The sequence below is a fragment of the Streptomyces gilvosporeus genome (genome assembly GCF_002082195.1).
Classification (GTDB): domain Bacteria; phylum Actinomycetota; class Actinomycetes; order Streptomycetales; family Streptomycetaceae; genus Streptomyces; species Streptomyces gilvosporeus.
Genome location: NZ_CP020569.1, coordinates 6810216 through 6828977 on the forward strand (window position 1 = coordinate 6810216; position 18762 = coordinate 6828977).

The 18762-nt window shown below is 71.9% G+C and carries 18 protein-coding genes; 10 read left to right on the forward strand and 8 right to left on the reverse strand.

All coding sequences use genetic code 11. The features are described from left to right. The first annotated feature begins 17 nt into the window (after nt 1-17). Complete coding sequence (locus tag B1H19_RS30360) at nt 18-1517, forward strand: amino acid permease (RefSeq protein WP_083107902.1); 1500 nt, start codon at nt 18-20, stop codon at nt 1515-1517. Here B1H19_RS30360 and B1H19_RS30365 read toward each other — a convergent pair. Then, a complete protein-coding gene (locus B1H19_RS30365) occupies nt 1495-1902 on the reverse strand; it encodes an ATP-binding protein (RefSeq protein ID WP_083107903.1) in 408 nt (135 codons plus the stop codon). The genes B1H19_RS30360 and B1H19_RS30365 overlap by 23 nt on opposite strands. A gap of 365 nt (nt 1903-2267) precedes the next feature. On the opposite strand from B1H19_RS30365, the gene B1H19_RS30370 reads away from it, so the two are divergent. Further along, entirely contained in the window at nt 2268-3095 is an 828-nt protein-coding gene (locus tag B1H19_RS30370; RefSeq protein WP_083107904.1) for an enoyl-CoA hydratase family protein, read from the forward strand. A gap of 2 nt (nt 3096-3097) precedes the next feature. Further along, on the forward strand, nt 3098-5362 hold the full coding sequence (locus B1H19_RS30375; RefSeq protein WP_083107905.1) for a bifunctional salicylyl-CoA 5-hydroxylase/oxidoreductase: 2265 nt from the start codon (nt 3098-3100) through the stop codon (nt 5360-5362). Nucleotides 5363-5365: 3 nt separating this feature from the next. Here the strand turns inward: B1H19_RS30375 and B1H19_RS30380 are convergent, their stop codons facing one another. Then, complete coding sequence (locus B1H19_RS30380; protein WP_083107906.1) at nt 5366-5983, reverse strand: ScbR family autoregulator-binding transcription factor; 618 nt, start codon at nt 5981-5983, stop codon at nt 5366-5368. A 170-nt stretch (nt 5984-6153) separates the two neighbouring features. Here B1H19_RS30380 and B1H19_RS30385 point away from each other — a divergent pair, with 170 nt between their 5' ends. Beyond that, nucleotides 6154-7173: an MDR family NADP-dependent oxidoreductase gene (locus tag B1H19_RS30385; RefSeq protein WP_083107907.1), complete on the forward strand. Its 1020-nt coding sequence runs from the start codon at nt 6154-6156 to the stop codon at nt 7171-7173. Here B1H19_RS30385 and B1H19_RS30390 read toward each other — a convergent pair. Next, on the reverse strand, nt 7130-7897 hold the full coding sequence (locus tag B1H19_RS30390; protein ID WP_083107908.1) for a TetR/AcrR family transcriptional regulator: 768 nt from the start codon (nt 7895-7897) through the stop codon (nt 7130-7132). The two genes, B1H19_RS30385 and B1H19_RS30390, sit on opposite strands and share 44 nt — an antisense overlap. 489 nt (nt 7898-8386) lie before the next feature. Between B1H19_RS30390 and B1H19_RS30395 the strand changes: the two genes are divergently transcribed. Beyond that, nucleotides 8387-9112 (forward strand): HAD family hydrolase, encoded by a 726-nt coding sequence (locus B1H19_RS30395; protein ID WP_237289569.1) that lies wholly within the window; start codon nt 8387-8389, stop codon nt 9110-9112. Nucleotides 9113-9124: 12 nt separating this feature from the next. Here B1H19_RS30395 and B1H19_RS30400 read toward each other — a convergent pair whose 3' ends face one another. Next, nucleotides 9125-9970, reverse strand: a complete 846-nt coding sequence (locus tag B1H19_RS30400) for a PaaX family transcriptional regulator (RefSeq protein WP_083107909.1) — start codon at nt 9968-9970, stop codon at nt 9125-9127. Between the two features lie 4 nt (nt 9971-9974). Continuing rightward, nucleotides 9975-11582: an AMP-binding protein gene (locus tag B1H19_RS30405; RefSeq protein WP_083107910.1), complete on the reverse strand. Its 1608-nt coding sequence runs from the start codon at nt 11580-11582 to the stop codon at nt 9975-9977. 242 nt (nt 11583-11824) lie between these two features. Between B1H19_RS30405 and B1H19_RS30410 the strand changes: the two genes are divergently transcribed. From B1H19_RS30410 to B1H19_RS40050, 5 genes are all read left to right on the forward strand, one after another. Continuing rightward, entirely contained in the window at nt 11825-12958 is a 1134-nt protein-coding gene (locus B1H19_RS30410) for an acyl-CoA dehydrogenase family protein (RefSeq protein ID WP_083107911.1), read from the forward strand. Nucleotides 12959-13215: 257 nt separating this feature from the next. Continuing rightward, entirely contained in the window at nt 13216-14031 is an 816-nt protein-coding gene (locus B1H19_RS30415) for a VOC family protein (RefSeq protein ID WP_083107912.1), read from the forward strand. A 112-nt stretch (nt 14032-14143) separates the two neighbouring features. Further along, complete coding sequence (locus B1H19_RS30420) at nt 14144-14905, forward strand: DeoR/GlpR family DNA-binding transcription regulator (protein WP_083107913.1); 762 nt, start codon at nt 14144-14146, stop codon at nt 14903-14905. A 27-nt stretch (nt 14906-14932) separates the two neighbouring features. Next, nucleotides 14933-15106 carry a hypothetical protein gene (locus B1H19_RS40045; protein ID WP_237289571.1) on the forward strand — a complete coding sequence of 58 codons (174 nt, stop codon included), beginning with the start codon at nt 14933-14935 and terminating at the stop codon, nt 15104-15106. 15 nt (nt 15107-15121) lie between these two features. Continuing rightward, on the forward strand, nt 15122-15259 hold the full coding sequence (locus B1H19_RS40050; RefSeq protein WP_237289573.1) for a polyprenyl synthetase family protein: 138 nt from the start codon (nt 15122-15124) through the stop codon (nt 15257-15259). 84 nt (nt 15260-15343) lie between these two features. Here the strand turns inward: B1H19_RS40050 and B1H19_RS30430 are convergent, their stop codons facing one another. The 3 genes from B1H19_RS30430 to B1H19_RS30440 form a co-directional block, all read right to left on the reverse strand. Further along, nucleotides 15344-16873 carry a helix-turn-helix domain-containing protein gene (locus B1H19_RS30430; RefSeq protein WP_083107914.1) on the reverse strand — a complete coding sequence of 510 codons (1530 nt, stop codon included), beginning with the start codon at nt 16871-16873 and terminating at the stop codon, nt 15344-15346. Between the two features lie 198 nt (nt 16874-17071). Next, complete coding sequence (gene sigJ, locus B1H19_RS30435) at nt 17072-17959, reverse strand: RNA polymerase sigma factor SigJ (RefSeq protein ID WP_083107915.1); 888 nt, start codon at nt 17957-17959, stop codon at nt 17072-17074. A 108-nt stretch (nt 17960-18067) separates the two neighbouring features. Further along, nucleotides 18068-18463: a PASTA domain-containing protein gene (locus B1H19_RS30440; RefSeq protein ID WP_203237263.1), complete on the reverse strand. Its 396-nt coding sequence runs from the start codon at nt 18461-18463 to the stop codon at nt 18068-18070. Nucleotides 18464-18762: the final 299 nt, after the last annotated feature.

Below are 18762 nucleotides of genomic sequence, written 5' to 3' on the forward strand. Positions count from 1 at the left end.
CAGAGAGAGAACCACCCATGCGCTCGCCCTTCCCAGGCCCGTCCGGACTGCGCATCAAGTCCCCCGACCTCCTGGTCGCCGAATCCGGCGCGGACCTCGAAGGCAACGGCCTCAAGCGCAGCATGGGGCTCTTCCAGCTCGTGTGCTTCGGCATCGGCGCCATCGTGGGCACCGGCATCTTCGTCGGCCTGTCCGACACCGTCGCCGAGGCCGGCCCCGCCGTTCTGGTCTCCTTCGTCCTGGCGGCCGTCACCTGCGTCTTCACCGCCTTCTCCTTCGCCGAGCTGGGCGGCGCCATCCCGGTCTCGGGCAGCTCGTACTCCTACGCCTACGCCACCCTCGGCGAGCGCACCGCCTTCCTCGTCGGCTGGTGTCTGCTGCTCGAATACGGCATCTCGGTGTCGGCGGTCGCCGTCGGCTGGGGGCAGTACCTCAACGAACTCCTCGGCAGCATGACCGGCTGGCAGCTGCCCGCCGCGCTCTCCAACCCGCCCGGTGACGGCGGCATCGTCAACATCCCGGCCGTGGTCGTGATGCTGCTCGCCGCGCTGCTCCTCGTACGCGGCATCCGGGAGAGCGCCCGCGCGACCGCCGCGATGGCCGTCCTCAAGCTCGCGATCCTGGTGCTGTTCTGCGCGATCGGCTTCAGCGCCTTCCGGGCCGGGCACCTGACGCCGTTCGCCCCCCAGAGCATCGCCGGGATCACCTCCGGCGCCTCCGTCGCGTTCTTCTCGTACATCGGCTTCGACGCGATCACCACGGCGGGCGAGGAGGTGAAGAACCCGCGGCGCAACATCCCCCTCGCGATCCTGATCTGCCTCGGCGTGGTCACCGCGCTGTACTGCCTGGTCGCCCTCGCCGCCATCGGCGCGCTCTCCTCCGACCAGGTCGCAGGCCGGCCCGCGGCGCTCTCCTTGATCGTCAACAAGGTCACCCACTCCACCCTCGGCGGCGGGGTGATCGCCTTCGGCGCGGTCGTCGCCATCGCCTCCGTCGTCCTGGCGGTGATGTACGGCCAGACGCGCATTCTGATGTCGATGTCCCGGGACGGACTGATCCCGCGGATCTTCGAGCGGATATCGCCCCGGACCGCCACCCCGGTCGCGGGCACCTGGATCGTCGCGGTGCTCTTCGCCGTCCCGGCCGCGGTGGTTCCGCTCGATGTGGTGATGAACCTGACCACCATCGGCACGCTGGCGGTCATGGCCGTGGTCAATGTCTGTGTACTGGTCCTGCGCCGCACCCGCCCCGATCTGCCGCGCCGCTTCCGGGTGCCGCTCTTCCCGGCCAGCCCGTTGCTCGGCATCGCCTTCTGCGGCTATCTGATCTACGGGACCGGCCTGGCGACGTGGCTCCAGTTCGCCGGATTCCTGGTCGTCGGTGCGCTGGTGTACGCGTGCTACGGGCGGCGGCGGTCGCGGCTCGTGCAGTCCCCGGACGTCGTGCGGCCCCCGGACGGCGGCGACCCGGCGGGCGCGGTTGCGACGGCTCCGGCTATGGCAGCGCGGGAAGGGTGAACCAGACGACCTTGCCGTCCGGCGTCGGCCGGGAGCCGTTGCCCGAAGGGGTGCCGGCCGCCTCATGGGAGCCGTTCCCCCCACGGTGACTGGCTTCCCCGTTCCCGTTGACGTCGACGCGTCCCCTATCGCCGTCGTGCACCTCGACCCGGCAGCCGGCCGTCACCCGTTCCACCACGAGGTGAATGGGGCCGGTTCCCTGGGTGTGCTCCACGGCGTGGGTGACCAGTTCGGCGGTCAGCAGCTCGGCCGCATCGCCGTCGGCGGCGGCCCGTAGATCGTGCAGGGCCGTGCGGACCAGCGCACGGGCCATGGGGACGGCGACCGGGTCGTGCGGCAGCGCGATCCGCCAGACAGGCGGGAGCGGTTCCAGGATCTCCGTCATGGAGCTGTTCCGTTCGCTGGGGCCCGATGGGACTGCCTCAACGGTAGAAAGCGCACGGACCGCCGGGCAGGGCCGGGCGGCCGGGACCATCGGGACCTGCGTCCCCCCGGAGACGGGACTTTAGGCCCGTCCGCGCCGGACCGTTTGTCCCGGCTCGTCGGAACGCAGCCCCGCACCCGCCGACCCGTGAGGGGCCCCTCAGCCGCCCTCGGTTTATATCGTGCCCGTGACGGCCGTAACGAACGAGTGATAACTTCGAGAGGCAGCATCCCGGCACCCCGAGCACCCCAGCGCGACCCGCGCCCACCCGGCGCGGCGACCGACCGCAGGTATCAGCCGTCCGGCCAAAGGGGGCAGACAGCCCGATGAGTCCGTTCGCAGGATCCGCCCAGTCCACCCGCGCCTGGGAGCACCTCCGGGTGACCAGGAACGACGGCGTCGTCACCGTCACCCTCGCCCGCCCCGAGAAGCTCAATGCGCTCACCTTCGAGGCCTATGCGGATCTGCGGGATCTGCTGGCGGAGTTGTCGCGGGAGCGTTCCGTACGCGCCCTGGTCCTGGGGGGTGAGGGGCGCGGTTTCTGTTCCGGTGGGGACGTCGAGGAGATCATCGGCGCCACCTTGGCCATGGACACCGGGCAGCTGCTGGACTTCAACCGGATGACCGGGCAGGTCGTACGGGCCCTGCGGGAGGCGCCGTTCCCGGTGATCGCGGCCCTGCACGGCGTCGCGGCGGGCGCGGGGGCGGTGCTGGCGCTGGCCGCCGACTTCCGGGTCGCCGATCCCTCCGCCCGTTTCGCGTTCCTCTTCACCAAGGTCGGCCTGTCCGGCGGCGACATGGGCGCGGCCTACCTGCTGCCCCGCGTCGTCGGTCTCGGTCACGCCACCCGCCTGCTGATGCTCGGCGACACGGTCCGCGCCCCGGAGGCCGAACGGATCGGGCTGATCAGCGAGTCGGCCGAGGAAGGGTGTGCCGACGAAGCGGCGGCGGCGCTCGCCCGGCGGCTCGCCCAGGGCCCCGCGCTCGCCCACGCCCAGACCAAGGCGCTGCTCACCGCCGAGCTGGACATGCCACTGGCCGCCGCCGTCGAGATGGACGCCGCCACGCAGGCACTGCTGATGAACAGCGCCGACTACGCCGAATTCCACGCCGCCTTCACCGAGAAGCGGACGCCCAAGTGGCAGGGGAAGTAGCCATGCGGGTCGCCGTCATCGGCGGCGGGCCCGGCGGGCTCTACGCCGCCGCCCTGCTCAAACGCCTCGACCCCACGCGGGAGATCACCGTATGGGAGCGCAACGCCCCCGACGACACCTTCGGTTTCGGCGTCGTGCTCTCCGACGAGACGCTCGGCGGCATCGAGCACGCCGACCCGGAGGTCTACCGCGCGCTCCAGGAGGAGTTCGTCCGCTGGGACGACATCGACATCGTCCACCGGGGCCGCACCCTGACCTCCGGGGGCCACGGTTTCGCCGCGCTCGGCCGCCGCCGGCTGCTGGGCATCCTGCACCGGCGCTGCCGCGACCTCGGCATCGACCTGCGCTTTCGCGCCGAGGCTCCGCCCGCCGCCGAACTCGCCCGCACCCACGACCTGGTCATCGCCGCCGACGGGGTGCACAGCACCACCCGCACCGCCCACGCCGCCGCCTTCGGCCCGCGGCTGACCACCCACCGCTGCCGCTACATCTGGCTCGCCGCCGACTTCGCCTTCGACGCCTTCCGGTTCGAGATCGCGGAAACGGAGCACGGGGTGGTACAGCTCCACGCCTACCCGTTCTCGCGCGATGCCAGCACCGTCATCGTCGAGATGCGGGAAGAGGTCTGGCGGGCCGCCGGGCTCGACCGGGCCGATGAGGGGGAGTCGGCGGCGTGGTGCGCCAAGACCTTCGCCGAGGCGCTGGGCGGCCGCCCGCTGCGCTCCAACAACTCCGCCTGGACCGCGTTCCGTACGGTCGTCAACGCGCGCTGGTCGCACGGCACCACGGTGCTGCTCGGCGACGCCGCGCACACCGCGCACTTCTCCATCGGCTCCGGCACCAAACTCGCCGTCGAGGACGCCCTCGCACTGGCCGCCTGCCTCCAGGAACAGCCCGACACCGCGAGCGCGCTGGCCGCCTACGAGGAAGAGCGCCGCCCCGTCGTCGCCTCCACCCAGCGCGCCGCCCGCGCCAGCCTGGAGTGGTTCGAGGAGCTGGCCACCTACCTCGACCAGCCGCCGTACCAGTTCGCCTGCAACCTCCTCACCCGCAGCCGCCGCGTCACCCACGGCAATCTGCGCCTGCGCGACCGCCGCTTCACCACGGCCGTCGAGCGCGAGTACGGCTGCCCCGAGCACACTCCGCCGATGTTCACCCCCTTCCGGCTGCGCGGCCTGACCCTGCGCAACCGCGTCGTCGTCTCCCCCATGGACATGTACTCCGCGCACGACGGCGTCCCCGGCGACTTCCACCTCGTCCACCTGGGAGCCCGGGCGCTGGGCGGCGCCGGGCTGATCATGACCGAGATGGTGTGCGTCAGCGAACAGGGCCGGATCACCCCCGGCTGCGCCGGTCTCTACACCCCCGGCCAGGCCGACGCCTGGCGCCGCGTCACCGACTTCGTGCACGACCAGTCGCCCGGCACGGCCCTCGGCGTCCAGCTCGGCCACGCGGGCCGCAAGGGCTCCACCAAGCTGATGTGGCAGGGCATCGACCAGCCGCTCGACGACGGCAACTGGCCGCTCGTCGCCGCATCCCCCCTTCCGTACCGGCCCGGCAGCCAGCGCCCCCAGGAGCTGACCGCGGCCGAACTCGCCGTCCTGCGCGAGCAGTTCACGGCCGCCGCGGCCCGCGCCGCCCGCTGCGGATTCGACCTCCTCGAACTCCACTGCGCCCACGGATATCTGCTGTCCGGCTTCCTTTCCCCACTGACGAACCAACGTACGGACGCCTACGGAGGTTCCCTGGCCGGCCGGCTGCGTTTCCCCCTGGAGGTCTTCGACGCGGTGCGCGAAGCATGGCCGGCCGACCGGCCCATGACGGTCCGGATCTCGGCCACCGACTGGGCCGACGGCGGCACCACCGCCGACGACTCCCTCGCCATCGCGGCGGCCTTCGCCGAACACGGCGCCGATGCGATCGACGTCTCCACCGGACAGGTCGTCTCCCACGAACGCCCCGACTTCGGCCGCTCGTACCAGACGCCGTTCGCCGACCGGATCCGCAACACCCTCGGCATCCCCGTCATCGCGGTCGGCGCCATCTCCTCCTGGGACGACGTCAACTCGCTCGTACTGGCCGGACGCGCCGACCTGTGCGCACTGGCCCGGCCGCACCTGTACGACCCGCACTGGACCCTGCACGCCGCCGCCGAACAGGGCTACGCGGGCCCCGGCGCCCCCTGGCCGCTGCCCTACCAGGCCGGCAGCCGCACCCCGCCCACCGGGCGCACCGACGCCCCCAAACCCCGCCTCACCCTGCGCTGACGCTCAGACCGCGGCCGGCACACTGCGCCCCTGCGGATCGAGATGGCCCAGCGCGCCGGGCGAGGCGAGCCCCGGCAGGGTGTGCCGCCACAGGGCCGTGACACGTTCGGGCAGATCGGCCCGGTTGGTCGCGGCCCGTGAGAACAGCTGCACACCCATATAGGCGGCCACGAAGAACTCCGCGGCCCGGTCCGGCACCACGCTGCGCAGCAACTCCCCGTTGCGGCGGGCCTCGGTGAACATCGTCGTGATGATGTCGGTCCAGGCGCGGTACGGCATCAGCGGGTCCTCGCTGAAGGTCGTCTCCACCGCGATCCGCGTACCGGCCTGCAACAGGGCGTCGCTGCGCAGCGCCAGCGCCACCCGGTGGGTGAAGTCGATGGCGTCCTGGAGCCGGGACTCGCTGACCTGGGGGAGGAAGGGACGGCTCTGCTCCGTGACGACCGCGCGGGCCAGCGCGTCCTTGGAGGTGAAGTGGAAGTAGACGGCGCCCTTGGTGACCCCGGCCCGCTGGATGATCTCGGCCATCGTGGCCGCCTGGTATCCGTGTGCGCCGATGACGTGGGCCGCCGCTTCGAGGACGGCGCGCCGGGTGCGCACCGCGCGTGCCTGCTTGGCCACTGACCATCCTCCGAATGCTTTCTTGGAGTTGTGGTGTCCGGGCAGAAACCTTCACCCCGTGCCGTCCGGACTCCTTTCGCATGATAAAGAAGCAGGCCGTGCGGTATCGGACCGCGACGCCGCACGCCGGAGTGATCCGACGCCGCGCCCCACTACCCAAGGAGCGATCGATGCCCCCCCACGCCATACCCGCCACCCACCGGGAGGTGCGCCTGGCCTCCCACGTCGACAGCGAGCTGACACTCCATCACTTCACGGTCGCCGAGGTGCCGGTGCCGCGGCCAGGGCCCGGTCAGGTCCTGGTACGCACCCGTCTGATGGCGGTCACCGCGGCGATGCGGACGCAGATGACGGGCGTCACACTGCCGATGCCCTCGTTCGAACCGGGCCGGGCGCTGTGGGGTTCCGCGGTCGGCGAGGTCGTCTCGGCGCCCGATGGCGGATTCACCCCGGGGGAGCTGGTTCACCACCCTTACGGGTGGCGCGAGTTCGCGGTGGCCGAGGAGTCCGTGCTCCAGCGCATCGATCCGGAGGTACTGCCCACGCCCGCCGCGGCGCTGTCCCAAGGTGCCACCGCCTGGGGCGCCCTGACCCGGGCGGCGGAGATACGGTCGGGGGACACCGTCTTCGTCACCGGCGCGGCGGGCGGCGTCGGCAGCCTCGCCGGGCAGATCGCCCGCCGGCTGGGCGCCGGCCGGGTCATCGGCAGCACCAGCTCCGAGCGCAAGGCCCAGCGGCTGCGCGCCGAACTGGGCTACGACGACACGGTCGTGCGCGGCGCCGGCCCCCTGGAGAGCCAGCTGCGCCGGGCGGCGCCCGACGGCATCGACGTCCTGCTGGACACCGTGGCCGGCGAACAGCTCACCGCGGCGCTCGCCCATGCCCGCCCCGGCGCCCGCTTCGCGCTGGTCGGCGCGCTCTCCACCCAGCTGGCCGGGGACGGCGGCATCGCCTCTCCGGTCGGTCTGGACGCCGGCCTGATCATCACGCGCCGGATCACGCTGCGGGGTTTCGGGCGGTATGCCCACCCCGAGCTGATCGGCGAGTGGAATCGGGAATTCGGCCGGGGGCTGCGGGACGGTTCGCTGGTCTTCCCGCACACCCTGCTACGGGGCATCGACCAGGCGCCGCGCGGCCTGTGCGAGCTCATCCAGGGGCGTCACACCGGATCCGTGCTGATCGAGCTGTGAGGCCGCCGTCGGCGGCGTCGTGCCGGACCGCGGCGCCCGGGGCCGTCACGTCGGGGTGCGGCGGGACCCCGGCCGCCGGGCCCGGCTCTGCGGCCGGGAGGTGGCCGCGGGCCCGCTCCTCCCCGCCCGGGGCGGCCACGAGCCCGTCCCACAGCCCGAGGATGGCCGCCCTGTCCCACCAGGTGCGGTCCTCCCCGCCCAGGTGCAGCAGCCCCGTCACGACCGTCGTGAGCAGCCGCGCCGTGCGGTGGGGTTCCCGGTCGGTTTCCGCGGCGCTCGCCGGGTCGTCGCCCGCGTAGGCGCCGTACGCCCCGCCGGCCCGCGCCTTGTCGAGGAAGAGCGCGTACCAGCGCTGCTCCAGGGCGGGGAGGTCCAGCCCCGGGACGGTGTCCGAGCGCAGCCGTAGTCCGGCGCGCAGCACGGGGTCGCACTGGACCCGCTCGAAGAGCGCGATGGCGAAGTCGCGTACGGCGGGGATCAGCGGCTGCGGGGAGCGGGCGAGGGTGCTCTCGACCTCCTGAAGGGCGGCGAGGGCGCTGTCGTGGACGGCGAGGGTGAGGTCGTCCTTGGATGTGAAGTGGAAGTAGAGGGCGCCCTTGCTCAGTCGGGCGCGGCGGCTGACTTCGACCATGCCCGCGGCGGGCACTCCCTTCTCCAGGAAAGTCTCTGCGGCCGAGCGGATGAGCGCCTGGCGGCTCTGGATGGCGCGATGCTGCGTGGGCACGGTGTCCGTCCCGTCTCTAGTACGGCTGCAAGCTGGTTGTAGTCTACAAAAAAACCGACCATGCGGTTCTATCTCTTGAGCAGAATTGGCCGGAACTACCTGCCGCGGCGTGAAGCCATCGCTGGGGCGCGGGCCCGTGAAGGAGTCGTCCGGGAGCGCCGTATGCCGCACAGTCTGGGGCTTGAGGGGCGGCGCTGTCGACCCCGGAGCCGTGACAGGGGCACATTGACAAACAGCGCGGACGGTTTTTAAATCTTGCCGAGGCGATAAACGGGACGAATTCGTTCCGCCGAGCCGCCTCGACTGTCGCGCACCGCCTGGGACGGCGGTGCGTCATGGCGAGACCGCCTCAGCCCATCCACCGTCGACAGCGGGCCGTTCGAAACAGCCGAGCCAGTACGTCACCCGAGCCACTGCATCCACCGGAACCCGGAAAGGTCTCCAGCCATGCGTGTATCAACGGAACTCCGCGAACGTCCCGTCAGAGGCGTGCGGAGGACCGCCGGCGGCGAGACGATCAGGGCCGCTGTCTTCGATCTCGACGGGACACTGGCCAACACCCTCCCAGCGATCAGCAAACTGCTGGTCAAGGTTGCTTCGGAACAGGGCTGTGCGGTCACGGCACGGCAGGCGGCCGCCGCCATCGGCAAACCCCCCTCCGCGGCCTTCGGCAGGCTGCTGGGGCGGCCCGAGGACGACGGCCGGGTCCAGGCCGCGATAGGCCGCTATCGCGAGCTGTTCTCCTACGAAGTGCTCTGCCAGGGCCCGCAGTTGCTCTTCCCCGGCGTCACGGCCGGCCTGTCCGCGCTGCGCGCCCACGGCGTCGAACTGGCCGTCGCCACGTCCAAGAGCACCCGCAGCGCCGAGGCGCTGCTCGACGTCATGGGAATCCGCGATCTGGTCGGCCCGGTCATCGGCCAGGACATGGTCCGGCGCGGCAAACCGCACCCGGAGATGGTGCTGCGCGCGGCCGGCCGGCTGGGGGTCGCCGCCTGGGAGAGTGCCTACGTGGGCGACACCGTGGGGGACATGCGGATGGCGGTCACCGCGCGCATGGAGCCGGTGGCGGTGACCTACGGCGTGGGCAAGTTCGGCGAACTGGCCGGGGTGGCCGGCACCCGGATGTGCAGCTCCTTCAAGGACGTGGTCTCCGTGATCGCCGCCGCCCGGCCGCGCTCGGCCGCCGCGATGGCCGGGCCGCCGCGCCGCCGTTGAGCCCCCGGTGACTCAGGCCGCCGTCTCGCGGACGTAACGGGCGCCCGCCGACCGGAGCGTGGCGTGCAGCAGGTCGAACACCTCGGCCGCGCGCCCGCCCGGCCAGTCCTCGGGCAGGAGGGGAGCGGGCAGCCCCGGATCCGCGTACGGCAGCCGGCGCCAGGCGTCCAGCGCCGGCAGATAGTCGTGGTAGGCCGCCTCCGGGTCCACCGCGCGCCGCCGCGACCAGCGCCGCAGCACCGGCTCATGGACGTCCAGGAAGGCGCGGTGCTGCGCGGCGACGGCCTCCAGGTCCCACCACCTGGCGACCGCCCGCGCGGTGGGCTCGAAACCGGTGTGGGTGCCGGTGAACAGATCGACGTACGAGGCGAGCTGAAGCCGCTCCAGGGTGTGCCGGGTCTCCTCGTGGAGATGCGCGGGCGCAATCCAGACGCCAGGCGCGGCGGTGCCGAAACCGAGCCGGGCCAGCCGGGAGCGCAGCAGATGGCGCTTGTGCCGCTCCTCCTCGGGGACGGAGAAGACGGCCAGCACCCAGCCGTCGGACAGCCGCGCCGCGGGCCGCCCGTAGATCCGCCGGTCGCCGTCCTCCAGCAGCTGGCGGGCGGCGTCGGACAGCCCGTAGGCCGCCGCCCCGGAGGCGGTACGGTCCGCGACGAGCAGTCCGCGGCGCTTGAGCCGGGAGACCGCCGAGCGCACCGACGGCGCATCCACACCGACCGCCCCCAGCAGTCGGATCAGGGCGGCGATCGGCACGGGCCCGGCGATACCGTCCGCGTCGTCGGGGCCGCCCCGTCCGTAGGCGCCGTAGAAGGTGACGATCAGGGACCGTGGGGTGGACTGCGCTGGCTGGTCGCTCACCGGGTCACTGTAGATCGCCGGCGCGCAGCCGGAAGCGCTGGAGCTTGCCGGTGGGGGTGCGCGGCAGCGCGGTGTGGAAGACGAACTCGCGCGGGCATTTGTACGGCGCTATCCGGGACTTGGTGAAGGCGCGCAGCGCCGCGACGGTCTCCTCTCCCGCGGCCACGCCCGCGCGCAGCACCACATGCGCGACGACCACCGCCCCGCGTTCCGCATCGGGCCGTCCCACCACCGCCGCCTCCACCACATCCGGGTGCCCCGACAGCGCGTCCTCCACCTCCGGGCCGGCGATGTTGTAGCCGGCCGAGACGATCATGTCGTCCGCGCGGGCCACGTAGCGGAAGTAGCCGTCGGGCTCGCGGACGTAGGTGTCGCCGGTGTGGTTCCAGCCGTCCCGCACGTACTCCGTCTGCCGGGCGTCGGCGAGATAGCGGCATCCCGTCGGGCCGCGGACGGCCAGCAGTCCCGGTGTGCCGTCCGGCACCGGCGCCCCGTCCGCGTCCACCACCCGCGCCTCGTAACCGGGGACCGGCAGCCCGGTGGTGCCCGGCCGGATCGCGTCGTCGGCCGCGGAGAGGACGATGTGCAGCAGTTCCGTGGCGCCGAGGCCGTTGATGATCCGCAGGCCCGTCGCCTCGTACCAGGACTGCCAGGTCGCGGCGGGCAGATTCTCGCCGGCCGCCACACAGCGGCGCAGCGAGGACAGGTCGTGGCCCGGCAGGCGGGCCAGCATCGCGCGGTAGGCGGTCGGCGCGGTGAACAGGACCGATATCCGGTGGGCGGCGATATCGGAGAGCAGCCGGTCGGGGCCGCCCCAGTCGGCCAGGAAGGCCGAGGCGCCGGCCCGCAGCGGGAAGACGACCAGACCCCCCAGGCCGAAGGTGAAACCGAGCGGCGGGCTGCCGGCGAAGACGTCGTCCGGGCGCGGGCGCAGCACCTGCGCCGAAAACGTGTCGGCGATCGCCAGCACGTCCCGGTGGAAGTGCAGACAGCCCTTGGGGCGGCCGGTGGTGCCGGAGGTGAAGGCGATCAGCGCGACATCGTCCGAGGCGGTCGCCACGGCCTCGTACGGCCCGGATCCCGGCTTGGCGAGCCGCTGGAGGTCCTCGGGGCCGTCCCCGCCGTACGTGGTGATCCGCAGGTCCGGGACCTCGGCCCGCACCAGATCGGCCACCGCGCGCCGGTCGCACAGCGCATGGCGCACCTGCGCGAGCCGGCAGATCGTGGCCAGCTCCTCGGGGCGCTGCGAGGCCAGGACCGTCACCGCCACCGCGCCCGCCTTCATCACCGCCAGCCAGCAGGCGGCCAGCCACGGCGTGGTCGGGCCGCGCAGCAGTACGCGGTTGCCGGGCAGCACGCCCAGCCGCCCGGTCAGCACCTGGGCGATCGCATCGACCTGTTCGCGCAGCTGACCGTAGGTCCACACCACCCCGCCCGCATCGCGGACCGCAGGACGGTCGGGCCCCAGCCGCGCGATGGTGGCGTCCAGCAGCTCGGCGCCGCAGTTCAGCCGGTCGGGATAGCCCAGATCGGTCAGCTGCGGCCACTGCTCGCGGGGCGGCAGCCGGTCGCGCGCAAAGGTGTCGGCGTGGGCCGAGGGCCGTAGCTCCATGGCGGGTGCGCCCCCTGACGGCGAGGCGGCCGACGGGCGGCCGGGGAGGGATGGGGGACCGTGCAGAGCTGGTGCGGGACGGGAGGTGCTCGCTGGGTGCTCGGGGGCTGCCGTTCGGATCCTTCGTCAGCGTAACGTGTTCGTGACGGCAGTCAACAGACCGCGATATGCGGCGGCCACGTGTGCCGCGGCGGCGGCCGACCGCCGCCGGACCGCCACCGCCGCTACCAGGGAGCCGCCGCGTGACCGCCTTTGCGCTGGGACCGGACGAACAGCAATGGTGCGCCGAGCTGAGGGAGCTGACGGCACAGTGGCTGCGGCCGCTCGCGCAGCAAGGCGAAGCCGGCCGGATCAACCGCCCGTTGGTCGCCGCGCTCGGCGAACTCGGCCTGCTGCGGCGCCTGTTCCCCGCCGACGGACGGCTGCGGGCCCTGGACCTGTGCCTGCTGCGGGAATCGCTTGCCCAGGAGTGCACGGAGGCCGAGACCGCGCTCGCCCTCCAGGGGCTGGGCACCTATCCGGTCGTGCAGTCCGGGACCGACGCCCAGCGCGCCCGGTGGCTGCCGGAGGTGACCGCGGGGCGGGCCGTCGCGTCCTTCGCGCTGAGCGAGCCCGGTGCGGGCTCGGACGCCGCGGCGCTGTCCCTGGCCGCCGAACCGGACGGCCCCGACGGCTGGCGGCTGACCGGCGAGAAATGCTGGATCTCCAACGCCCCCGAGGCCGACTTCGCCACCGTCTTCGCCCGCACCGGCGGCGCACCGGGCGCCCGCGGCGTCACCGCCTTCCTGGTCCCCGCCGACCGCCCCGGCCTGACCGGCGCTCCCCTGGAGATGCTCAGCCCGCACCCGCTCGGCACCCTGGTCTTCGACGGCGTGCCGGTGACGCGGGCGGATGTGCTGGGCGAGGTCGGCGGCGGGTTCCGGGTCGCGATGGCCACCCTGAATCTCTTCCGTCCCAGTGTGGGCGCCTTCGCCGTCGGCATGGCCCAGGCCGCGCTGGACGCCGCGCTGGCGCATGCGGGGACCCGCACGGCGTTCGGCGGCCCGCTGCGGGACCTCCAGTCCGTCGGCCACCAGCTCGCCGAGATGGCCACCCGCATCGAGGCCGCGCGCCTGCTGGTGTACGCGGCGGCCTCGGCGTACGACACCGGCGCGCGCGATATCGCCCGCCGCTCGGCCATGGCCAAACTCCTGGCGACGGAAACCGCCCAGTACGCCGTCGACACCGCCGTCCAGATCCACGGGGCCCGCGCCCTGCGCCGCGGCCACCTGCTCGAACACCTCTACCGGGAGGTCCGTGCACCACGCATCTACGAGGGGGCCACCGAGGTGCAGCGCTCCCTCATCGCCAAGGAGCTGTACCGCACGAGGGCCTGAACCCGGACCCGGATTCCAGCCCGGATTCCAGCCCGGATTCCGGCCCGAACTGCGGCCCGGACCGCGGTCGACGGGCCGTCGAAGGGCGGCCGACGGGCGATTGTCAGTGGCGGATGTCAGTCTGGAAACCAGGCCGGGATCCGAAGCCGGAACGAAGCCGATGCACACCCGCATACGAAGCCGATACGAAGCCGGGCACGCGGTCGGCCGGGCACCGTACCGCAAAAACGCTCCCGGGAACTGCGAAGGGAAGGACCATGATCACCACTGACTTCGTCCCCGGCTCCCCCTGCTGGCTCGATCTGGGCGCCCGCGATGCCGACGCCGCGGCGGCCTTCTACCGCGCCGTGTTCGACTGGCAGGCCGCGCCCTACAGCGAGGAGCCGGACGGATACACCCTCTTCCGCCTCGACGGCAAGGTCGTCGGCGCGGTCGGTCCGCTCACCGAGCCCGGCGCCCGCCCCGCCTGGACCATCTACTTCAACACCCCGGATGCGGACGCCACGATCAAGGCGGCCGAGCAGGCCGGCGGCGCGGTCCGTACGCAGCCCGCCGAGGTCGGGGACACCGAGGGCCGCTTCGCCCAGCTCACCGACCCGCAGGGCGCGGAATTCGCGATCTGGCAGCCCGGCAGATACCCGGGGCTGGAGCTGACGGACGCCCCCGGCAGCCTGGGCTGGGTCGAGCTCTACACCACCGACTCGCCCGCCGCGCAGGCCTTCTACCGTTCGCTGTTCGGCTGGACCACCCAGGACATAGCGCTGCCGGGCGGGGGCGGCACCTACACCCTGATAGCGCCCCGGGGCGCCGGCGAGGAGCGGATGCACGGCGGCATCATGGGCGTCCCCCAGGACTTCTTCAAGGGCGGGGGAAAGCCGTACTGGCACCCGGTGTTCGGCACCGCGGACTGCGATGCCACCGTCGGTCTGGTGACCCGGCACGGCGGCGCGGTGTCCATGGGCCCGGAGACCGCCGAGGGCGTCGGCCGCCTGGCCGTGTGCACCGACCCGGCGGGCGCGGAGTTCGTGGTCCTCAGGCCCCAGGAGCAGACGCGGGAGGCGGCCGGCGGGTGAGAGACCGGCGGCCTGGCGCCACCCCCTCGGTGGCCCCAAGAACCTTTACGGGCCCGCCTGTTAGGTTGCCGCCATCCTGCGGGGAGCAGGGGGTGTGGGGAGGGGTGCGGGGATGCGTCCGGACGAACGGCACCACCGATTACTGACCCTGGCGCGGAAGAACGGCAGGCTCGAAGTCGCCGACGCCGCAGCCGACTTCGGAGTGGCACCGGAAACCATCCGTCGCGATCTGGCCGAGCTGGCGCGCCGCGGCCTGGTGCGCCGTACCCGCGGCGGCGCCTATCCGGTGGAGAGCGCCGGATTCGAGACGGACCTCGCACAGCGGGTCACCCTGCATGTGGAGAACAAACGCCGGATCGCCGCCCAGGGCGCGAAGCTGCTCGGCGACGCCGAGACCGTGTTCGTGGACGAGGGCTACACACCCCAGATCCTCGCCGGGCTGCTGCCCACCGACCGGCCGCTGACGGTGGTGACCGCATCGCTGCCGACGGCCGCGGCGGTCGCCGAGTCCCCCCACATCACGACCCTGCTGCTCGGCGGCCGGGTACGCGCCCGCACCCTCGCGAGCGTGGGCTCCTGGGCATGCTCGATGCTCGCGGGCTTCGTCATCGACCTCGCGTATATCGGATCGAACGGCATCTCGAGGGAGTGCGGCCTGACCACCCCCGACCCGACCGTCGCCGATGTGAAGGCCAAGGCCCTGGAGGTGTCCCGGCGGCGCATCTTCCTGGGCCACCACGGAAAGTTCGGCGCCAGCAGCTTCTGCCGCTTCGCCGAGATCTCCGACTTCGAAACGATCATCACCGACACCGGCCTGTCCGCCGCCGAGGCCCACCGCTACGCGCTCCTGGGGCCCCGGGTCCTCCGGGTCTGAGCGGCTCGGGCCGACGCGCTGCGACACATGTGCCGGGCCATCCTCCGCGAAACCGAGATCCGCGGCGACGTGACCTGCGGCGTGCCGACCGTACTCGACGTGATCCACGGCAAGACCGCCGCCCTGACCGCCGCCGCCTGCCAGGCCGGAGCGATCCTGGGCGGTGCGCCCCCCGCTCAGGTCAACTCCCTGCGCCAGTAGGCAGAACGACTCGGCATGGCCTTCCAGATCCGCGACGACCTGCTGCCCTACACCGCGAACGACCAGGCGACCGGCAAGACCACCGTCAGCGATATCGCCAACCGGCCGCCGAACGCCAGTGTTGACGTGGGCGGTCGATCGGTTCGACGGTGACGCCGCCGGGACGTGCCGCCGCACCCCCTCAAGACCCACATGAGTGCAGGTCAGAACGAGGGCGGCGGCACTGGCACCCGCAACTCAGATATCCCGGAAGATCTCAATCTGCGCGCCGATGGAGTTCAGCCGCTCCGCCAGATCCTCATAACCCCGGTTGATGACATAGACGTTGCGCAGCACGGACGTGCCCTCGGCGGCCATCATCGCGAGGAGGACGACGACGGCCGGGCGCAGTGCCGGCGGGCACATCATCTCCGAGGAGCGCCAGCGGGTGGGGCCGTCGACCAGCACCCGGTGCGGGTCGAGCAGTTTGACCTGGGCGCCCAGGCGGTTGAGGTCGGTCAGGTAGATGGCGCGGTTGTCGTAGACCCAGTCGTGGATGAGGGTCTGGCCCTGGGCGCTGGCCGCGATGGCCGCGAAGAAGGGGACGTTGTCGATGTTCAGGCCCGGGAACGGCATCGGGTGGATCTTGTCGATCGGGGCCTGGAGCTTGGAGGGGCGGACGGTCAGATCGATCAGCCGGGTGCGGCCGTTGTCGGCGGCGTACTCCGTGCTGCGCTCGTGGTCGAGGCCCATCTCCTCCAGGACCGCCAGCTCGATCTCCAGGAATTCCACCGGCACCCGGCGGATCGTCAGCTCCGACTCGGTGACCACGGCCGCCGCCAGCAGGCTCATCGCCTCGACCGGGTCCTCGGACGGTGCGTAGTCCACGTCCCGGTCGATGTGCGTGACGCCGTGGACGGTGAGCGTGGTGGTGCCGACGCCCTCGACCTTGACGCCCAACTCCTCCAGGAAGAAGCAGAGATCCTGGACCATGTAATTGGAGGAGGCGTTGCGGATGACGGTGACGCCGTCGTGCCGGGCGGCGGCCAGCAGGGCGTTCTCCGTGACGGTGTCCCCGCGCTCGGTCAGCACGATCGCGCGCTTGGGCTCGACGCTGCGATCGACCTCGGCCAGATACGTACCGTCGGTCGCGGTGATCTCCAGCCCGAAGTGGCGCAGCGCCGTCATATGCGGCGTCACCGTACGGGTCCCCAGGTCACAACCGCCCGCGTAGGGAAGCTTGAAGTGGTCCATCCGGTGCAGCAGCGGTCCGAGGAACATGATGACGCTGCGGGTGCGGCGCGCGGCCTCGGTGTCCATCGCCTCGAGGTTGAGCTCGGCGGGCGGGACGATCTCCAGGTCGCTGCCGTTGTTGATCCAGCGGGTGCGGACGCCGATGCTGCCCAGCACCTCCAGGATGCGGTAGACCTCCTCAATGCGCGCCACCCGGCGCAGAGTTGTCTTTCCGGCGTTCAGCAGCGTGGCGCAAAGCAGCGCGACACAGGCGTTCTTGCTCGTCTTGACGTCGATGCTGCCGGACAGCTGGCGGCCGCCGACCACCCGGAGATGCATCGGTCCGGCATAACCGAGCGAGATGATTTCGCTGTCCAGGGCTTCGCCGATACGGGCGATCATCTCAAGGCTGATGTTCTGGTTGCCACGTTCAATGCGGTTCACGGCGCTCTGGCTGGTGCCGAGCGCGTCGGCGAGCTGCGTCTGTGTCCAGCCCCGGTGCTGTCGGGCGTCACGGATGAGCCTGCCGATGCGTACGAGGTAGTCGTCTGCCATGGGGTGACCGTATCTCAGATATGAGATGGATGCCCGCATTGACGTTTATCGGATTGTCGTGTTCTTTCCGTTTTTATGGAGCTATCCCTCATTCGGCCGTTTTTCTTGCGCTTTGAGGGCTTCTGTGGATGGGGGTGACATGCCGGTGGGGCGCTCGCGCCCGCCGCCGTACGGGTGACCCTGGGGGTGCCGCCGGCGTCAGAGCGCCGCCACGTCGACTCCCGCCAGCCGCTCCGGATCCGCGAGGATGTTGATCTCGACGATCCTGCCGTCGGCGATCGTCAGGCCCAGCACCGAGAACGCCCGGCCCTCTCGGACCGCCACGACACCCGGCACGCCGTTCACCAGGGCGGGCCGCGAGGTGAGGGCGAACCGCGAGAACAGCAGCGCCTGTTCCACCACGGCCCGCGCCCCGCGCACCACCTTCGACAGGTTCGGCGACACCGCGCCGCCGTCCGCGCGCAGCAGCACATCCGGGTCGAGGACCGCGAGCAGCGCATCGAAATCGCCGTCGCGGGAGGCGGCGAGGAAGGCGTGCACGACCTTGCGCTGGCGGGGCAGATCGGCGTCGGGGGTCGCGGTGCCCTGGACCCGGCGGCGGGCGCGGCTGGCGAGCTGGCGGGTGGCGGCGGGGCTGCGTTCCACGATGGGCGCGATGTCGTCGAAGGGCACCGCGAACATGTCGTGCAGCACGAACGCCAGCCGTTCCGCCGGGGCGAGCGTTTCGAGGACGACCAGCAGCGCCAGCCCGACCGCATCGGCCAGCAGCACCTCCTGCTCGGGGTCGATGCCCTCCTCGCGGCTGATGACGGGCTCGGGAACGTGGGTCTCCAGCGGGTCCTCGCGCAGCGCCTTGCGGCTGCGCAGGATGTCCAGGCATACCCGCCCGACGACGGTCGTCAGCCAGCCGCCCAGGTTCTCCACCCCGTCCGCACCCGAGCGGCTCAGTCGCAGCCAGGTCTCCTGTACGGCGTCCTCGGCCTCGGTCAGGGAGCCGAGCATCCGGTAGGCGACCGCCCGCAGATGACCGCGGTGCTCCTCGAACCGCTCCGCCAGCCACTGCTGCCGCCCACCCGACTCGTCCATCGCGCCCATTCCTCCGTTACGGTCCCTCACCTCTGTGACGGACGAGCTCCGGCGGATGTGACACGACGTCCGCGACACCAGGTCCCGGCCTCCCCCCATCCCGCCCCACTATGCCCATTCTCTGCCGATCGCCCGGTGGCTGCCGCTGCCCCGGTGGCGGTTGGCGCCCCTGGGGGTGCTGCACCGCTCGTCCTCCTTCACCACGGTCAGCGTGATCTTCAGCTCGTCCATATGGGGCCCCGCCATATGGGCCCCCGCGGCCGGCTGCTGGTCGCACACCTTCCATGCGGCGGGCCACAGCACATGGCGGCCCTTGCCGAGCCCGTCCGAGAAGCGGACGCGGAGGTCGTAGTGGAGGGTCTGGTACGCGGTGACCAGGTCCTTGCCCTTCACGTCCGGCATCGTGCCGGTGTGGGGGTCGAGGCCGGTGTGGGCCTGGGCGGGAATGGCCAGGGCGATGCCCGCGGACAGGGCGAGGGCTGCGGTGACAACGGTCTTCTTCATGCCGCAAGAAATGACCGCTCCGCGCTTCCCTCACGCCCCCGCCGACCCGATCGGCCCAGCGCCGGATCCACGCGGACTCGGATGTCCGCGCCGGACAGGTCACAGTGGCCAGGGCATGACCCCGCCGCACCGATGTACTAGAGTTATCTCGACATCGAGATATCTGCCGAAAGGCGTACCGCTGTCGCGCTAGTAAGGTGTGCCTAACTTAGGCATACCTTAGCGGATTGGCAAGCACCTGTGACGGCACCCCGCGACGGCAGTCGCATAGGGTGCACAGCGCGGTGGTACGCGCGAAT

Coding starts and splice junctions, on each gene's coding strand:
- B1H19_RS30370 (WP_083107904.1), top strand. CDS start 2,268: ATGAGTCCGTTCGCAGGATCCGCCCAGTCCACCCGCGCCTGGGAGCAC.
- B1H19_RS30365 (WP_083107903.1), bottom strand. CDS start 1,902: ATGACGGAGATCCTGGAACCGCTCCCGCCTGTCTGGCGGATCGCGCTG.
- B1H19_RS30385 (WP_083107907.1), top strand. CDS start 6,154: ATGCCCCCCCACGCCATACCCGCCACCCACCGGGAGGTGCGCCTGGCC.
- B1H19_RS30405 (WP_083107910.1), bottom strand. CDS start 11,582: ATGGAGCTACGGCCCTCGGCCCACGCCGACACCTTTGCGCGCGACCGG.
- B1H19_RS30420 (WP_083107913.1), top strand. CDS start 14,144: ATGCGTCCGGACGAACGGCACCACCGATTACTGACCCTGGCGCGGAAG.
- B1H19_RS30360 (WP_083107902.1), top strand. CDS start 18: ATGCGCTCGCCCTTCCCAGGCCCGTCCGGACTGCGCATCAAGTCCCCC.
- B1H19_RS30430 (WP_083107914.1), bottom strand. CDS start 16,873: ATGGCAGACGACTACCTCGTACGCATCGGCAGGCTCATCCGTGACGCC.
- B1H19_RS30375 (WP_083107905.1), top strand. CDS start 3,098: ATGCGGGTCGCCGTCATCGGCGGCGGGCCCGGCGGGCTCTACGCCGCC.
- B1H19_RS30440 (WP_203237263.1), bottom strand. CDS start 18,463: ATGAAGAAGACCGTTGTCACCGCAGCCCTCGCCCTGTCCGCGGGCATC.
- B1H19_RS30415 (WP_083107912.1), top strand. CDS start 13,216: ATGATCACCACTGACTTCGTCCCCGGCTCCCCCTGCTGGCTCGATCTG.
- B1H19_RS40045 (WP_237289571.1), top strand. CDS start 14,933: ATGTGCCGGGCCATCCTCCGCGAAACCGAGATCCGCGGCGACGTGACC.
- sigJ (WP_083107915.1), bottom strand. CDS start 17,959: ATGGACGAGTCGGGTGGGCGGCAGCAGTGGCTGGCGGAGCGGTTCGAG.
- B1H19_RS40050 (WP_237289573.1), top strand. CDS start 15,122: ATGGCCTTCCAGATCCGCGACGACCTGCTGCCCTACACCGCGAACGAC.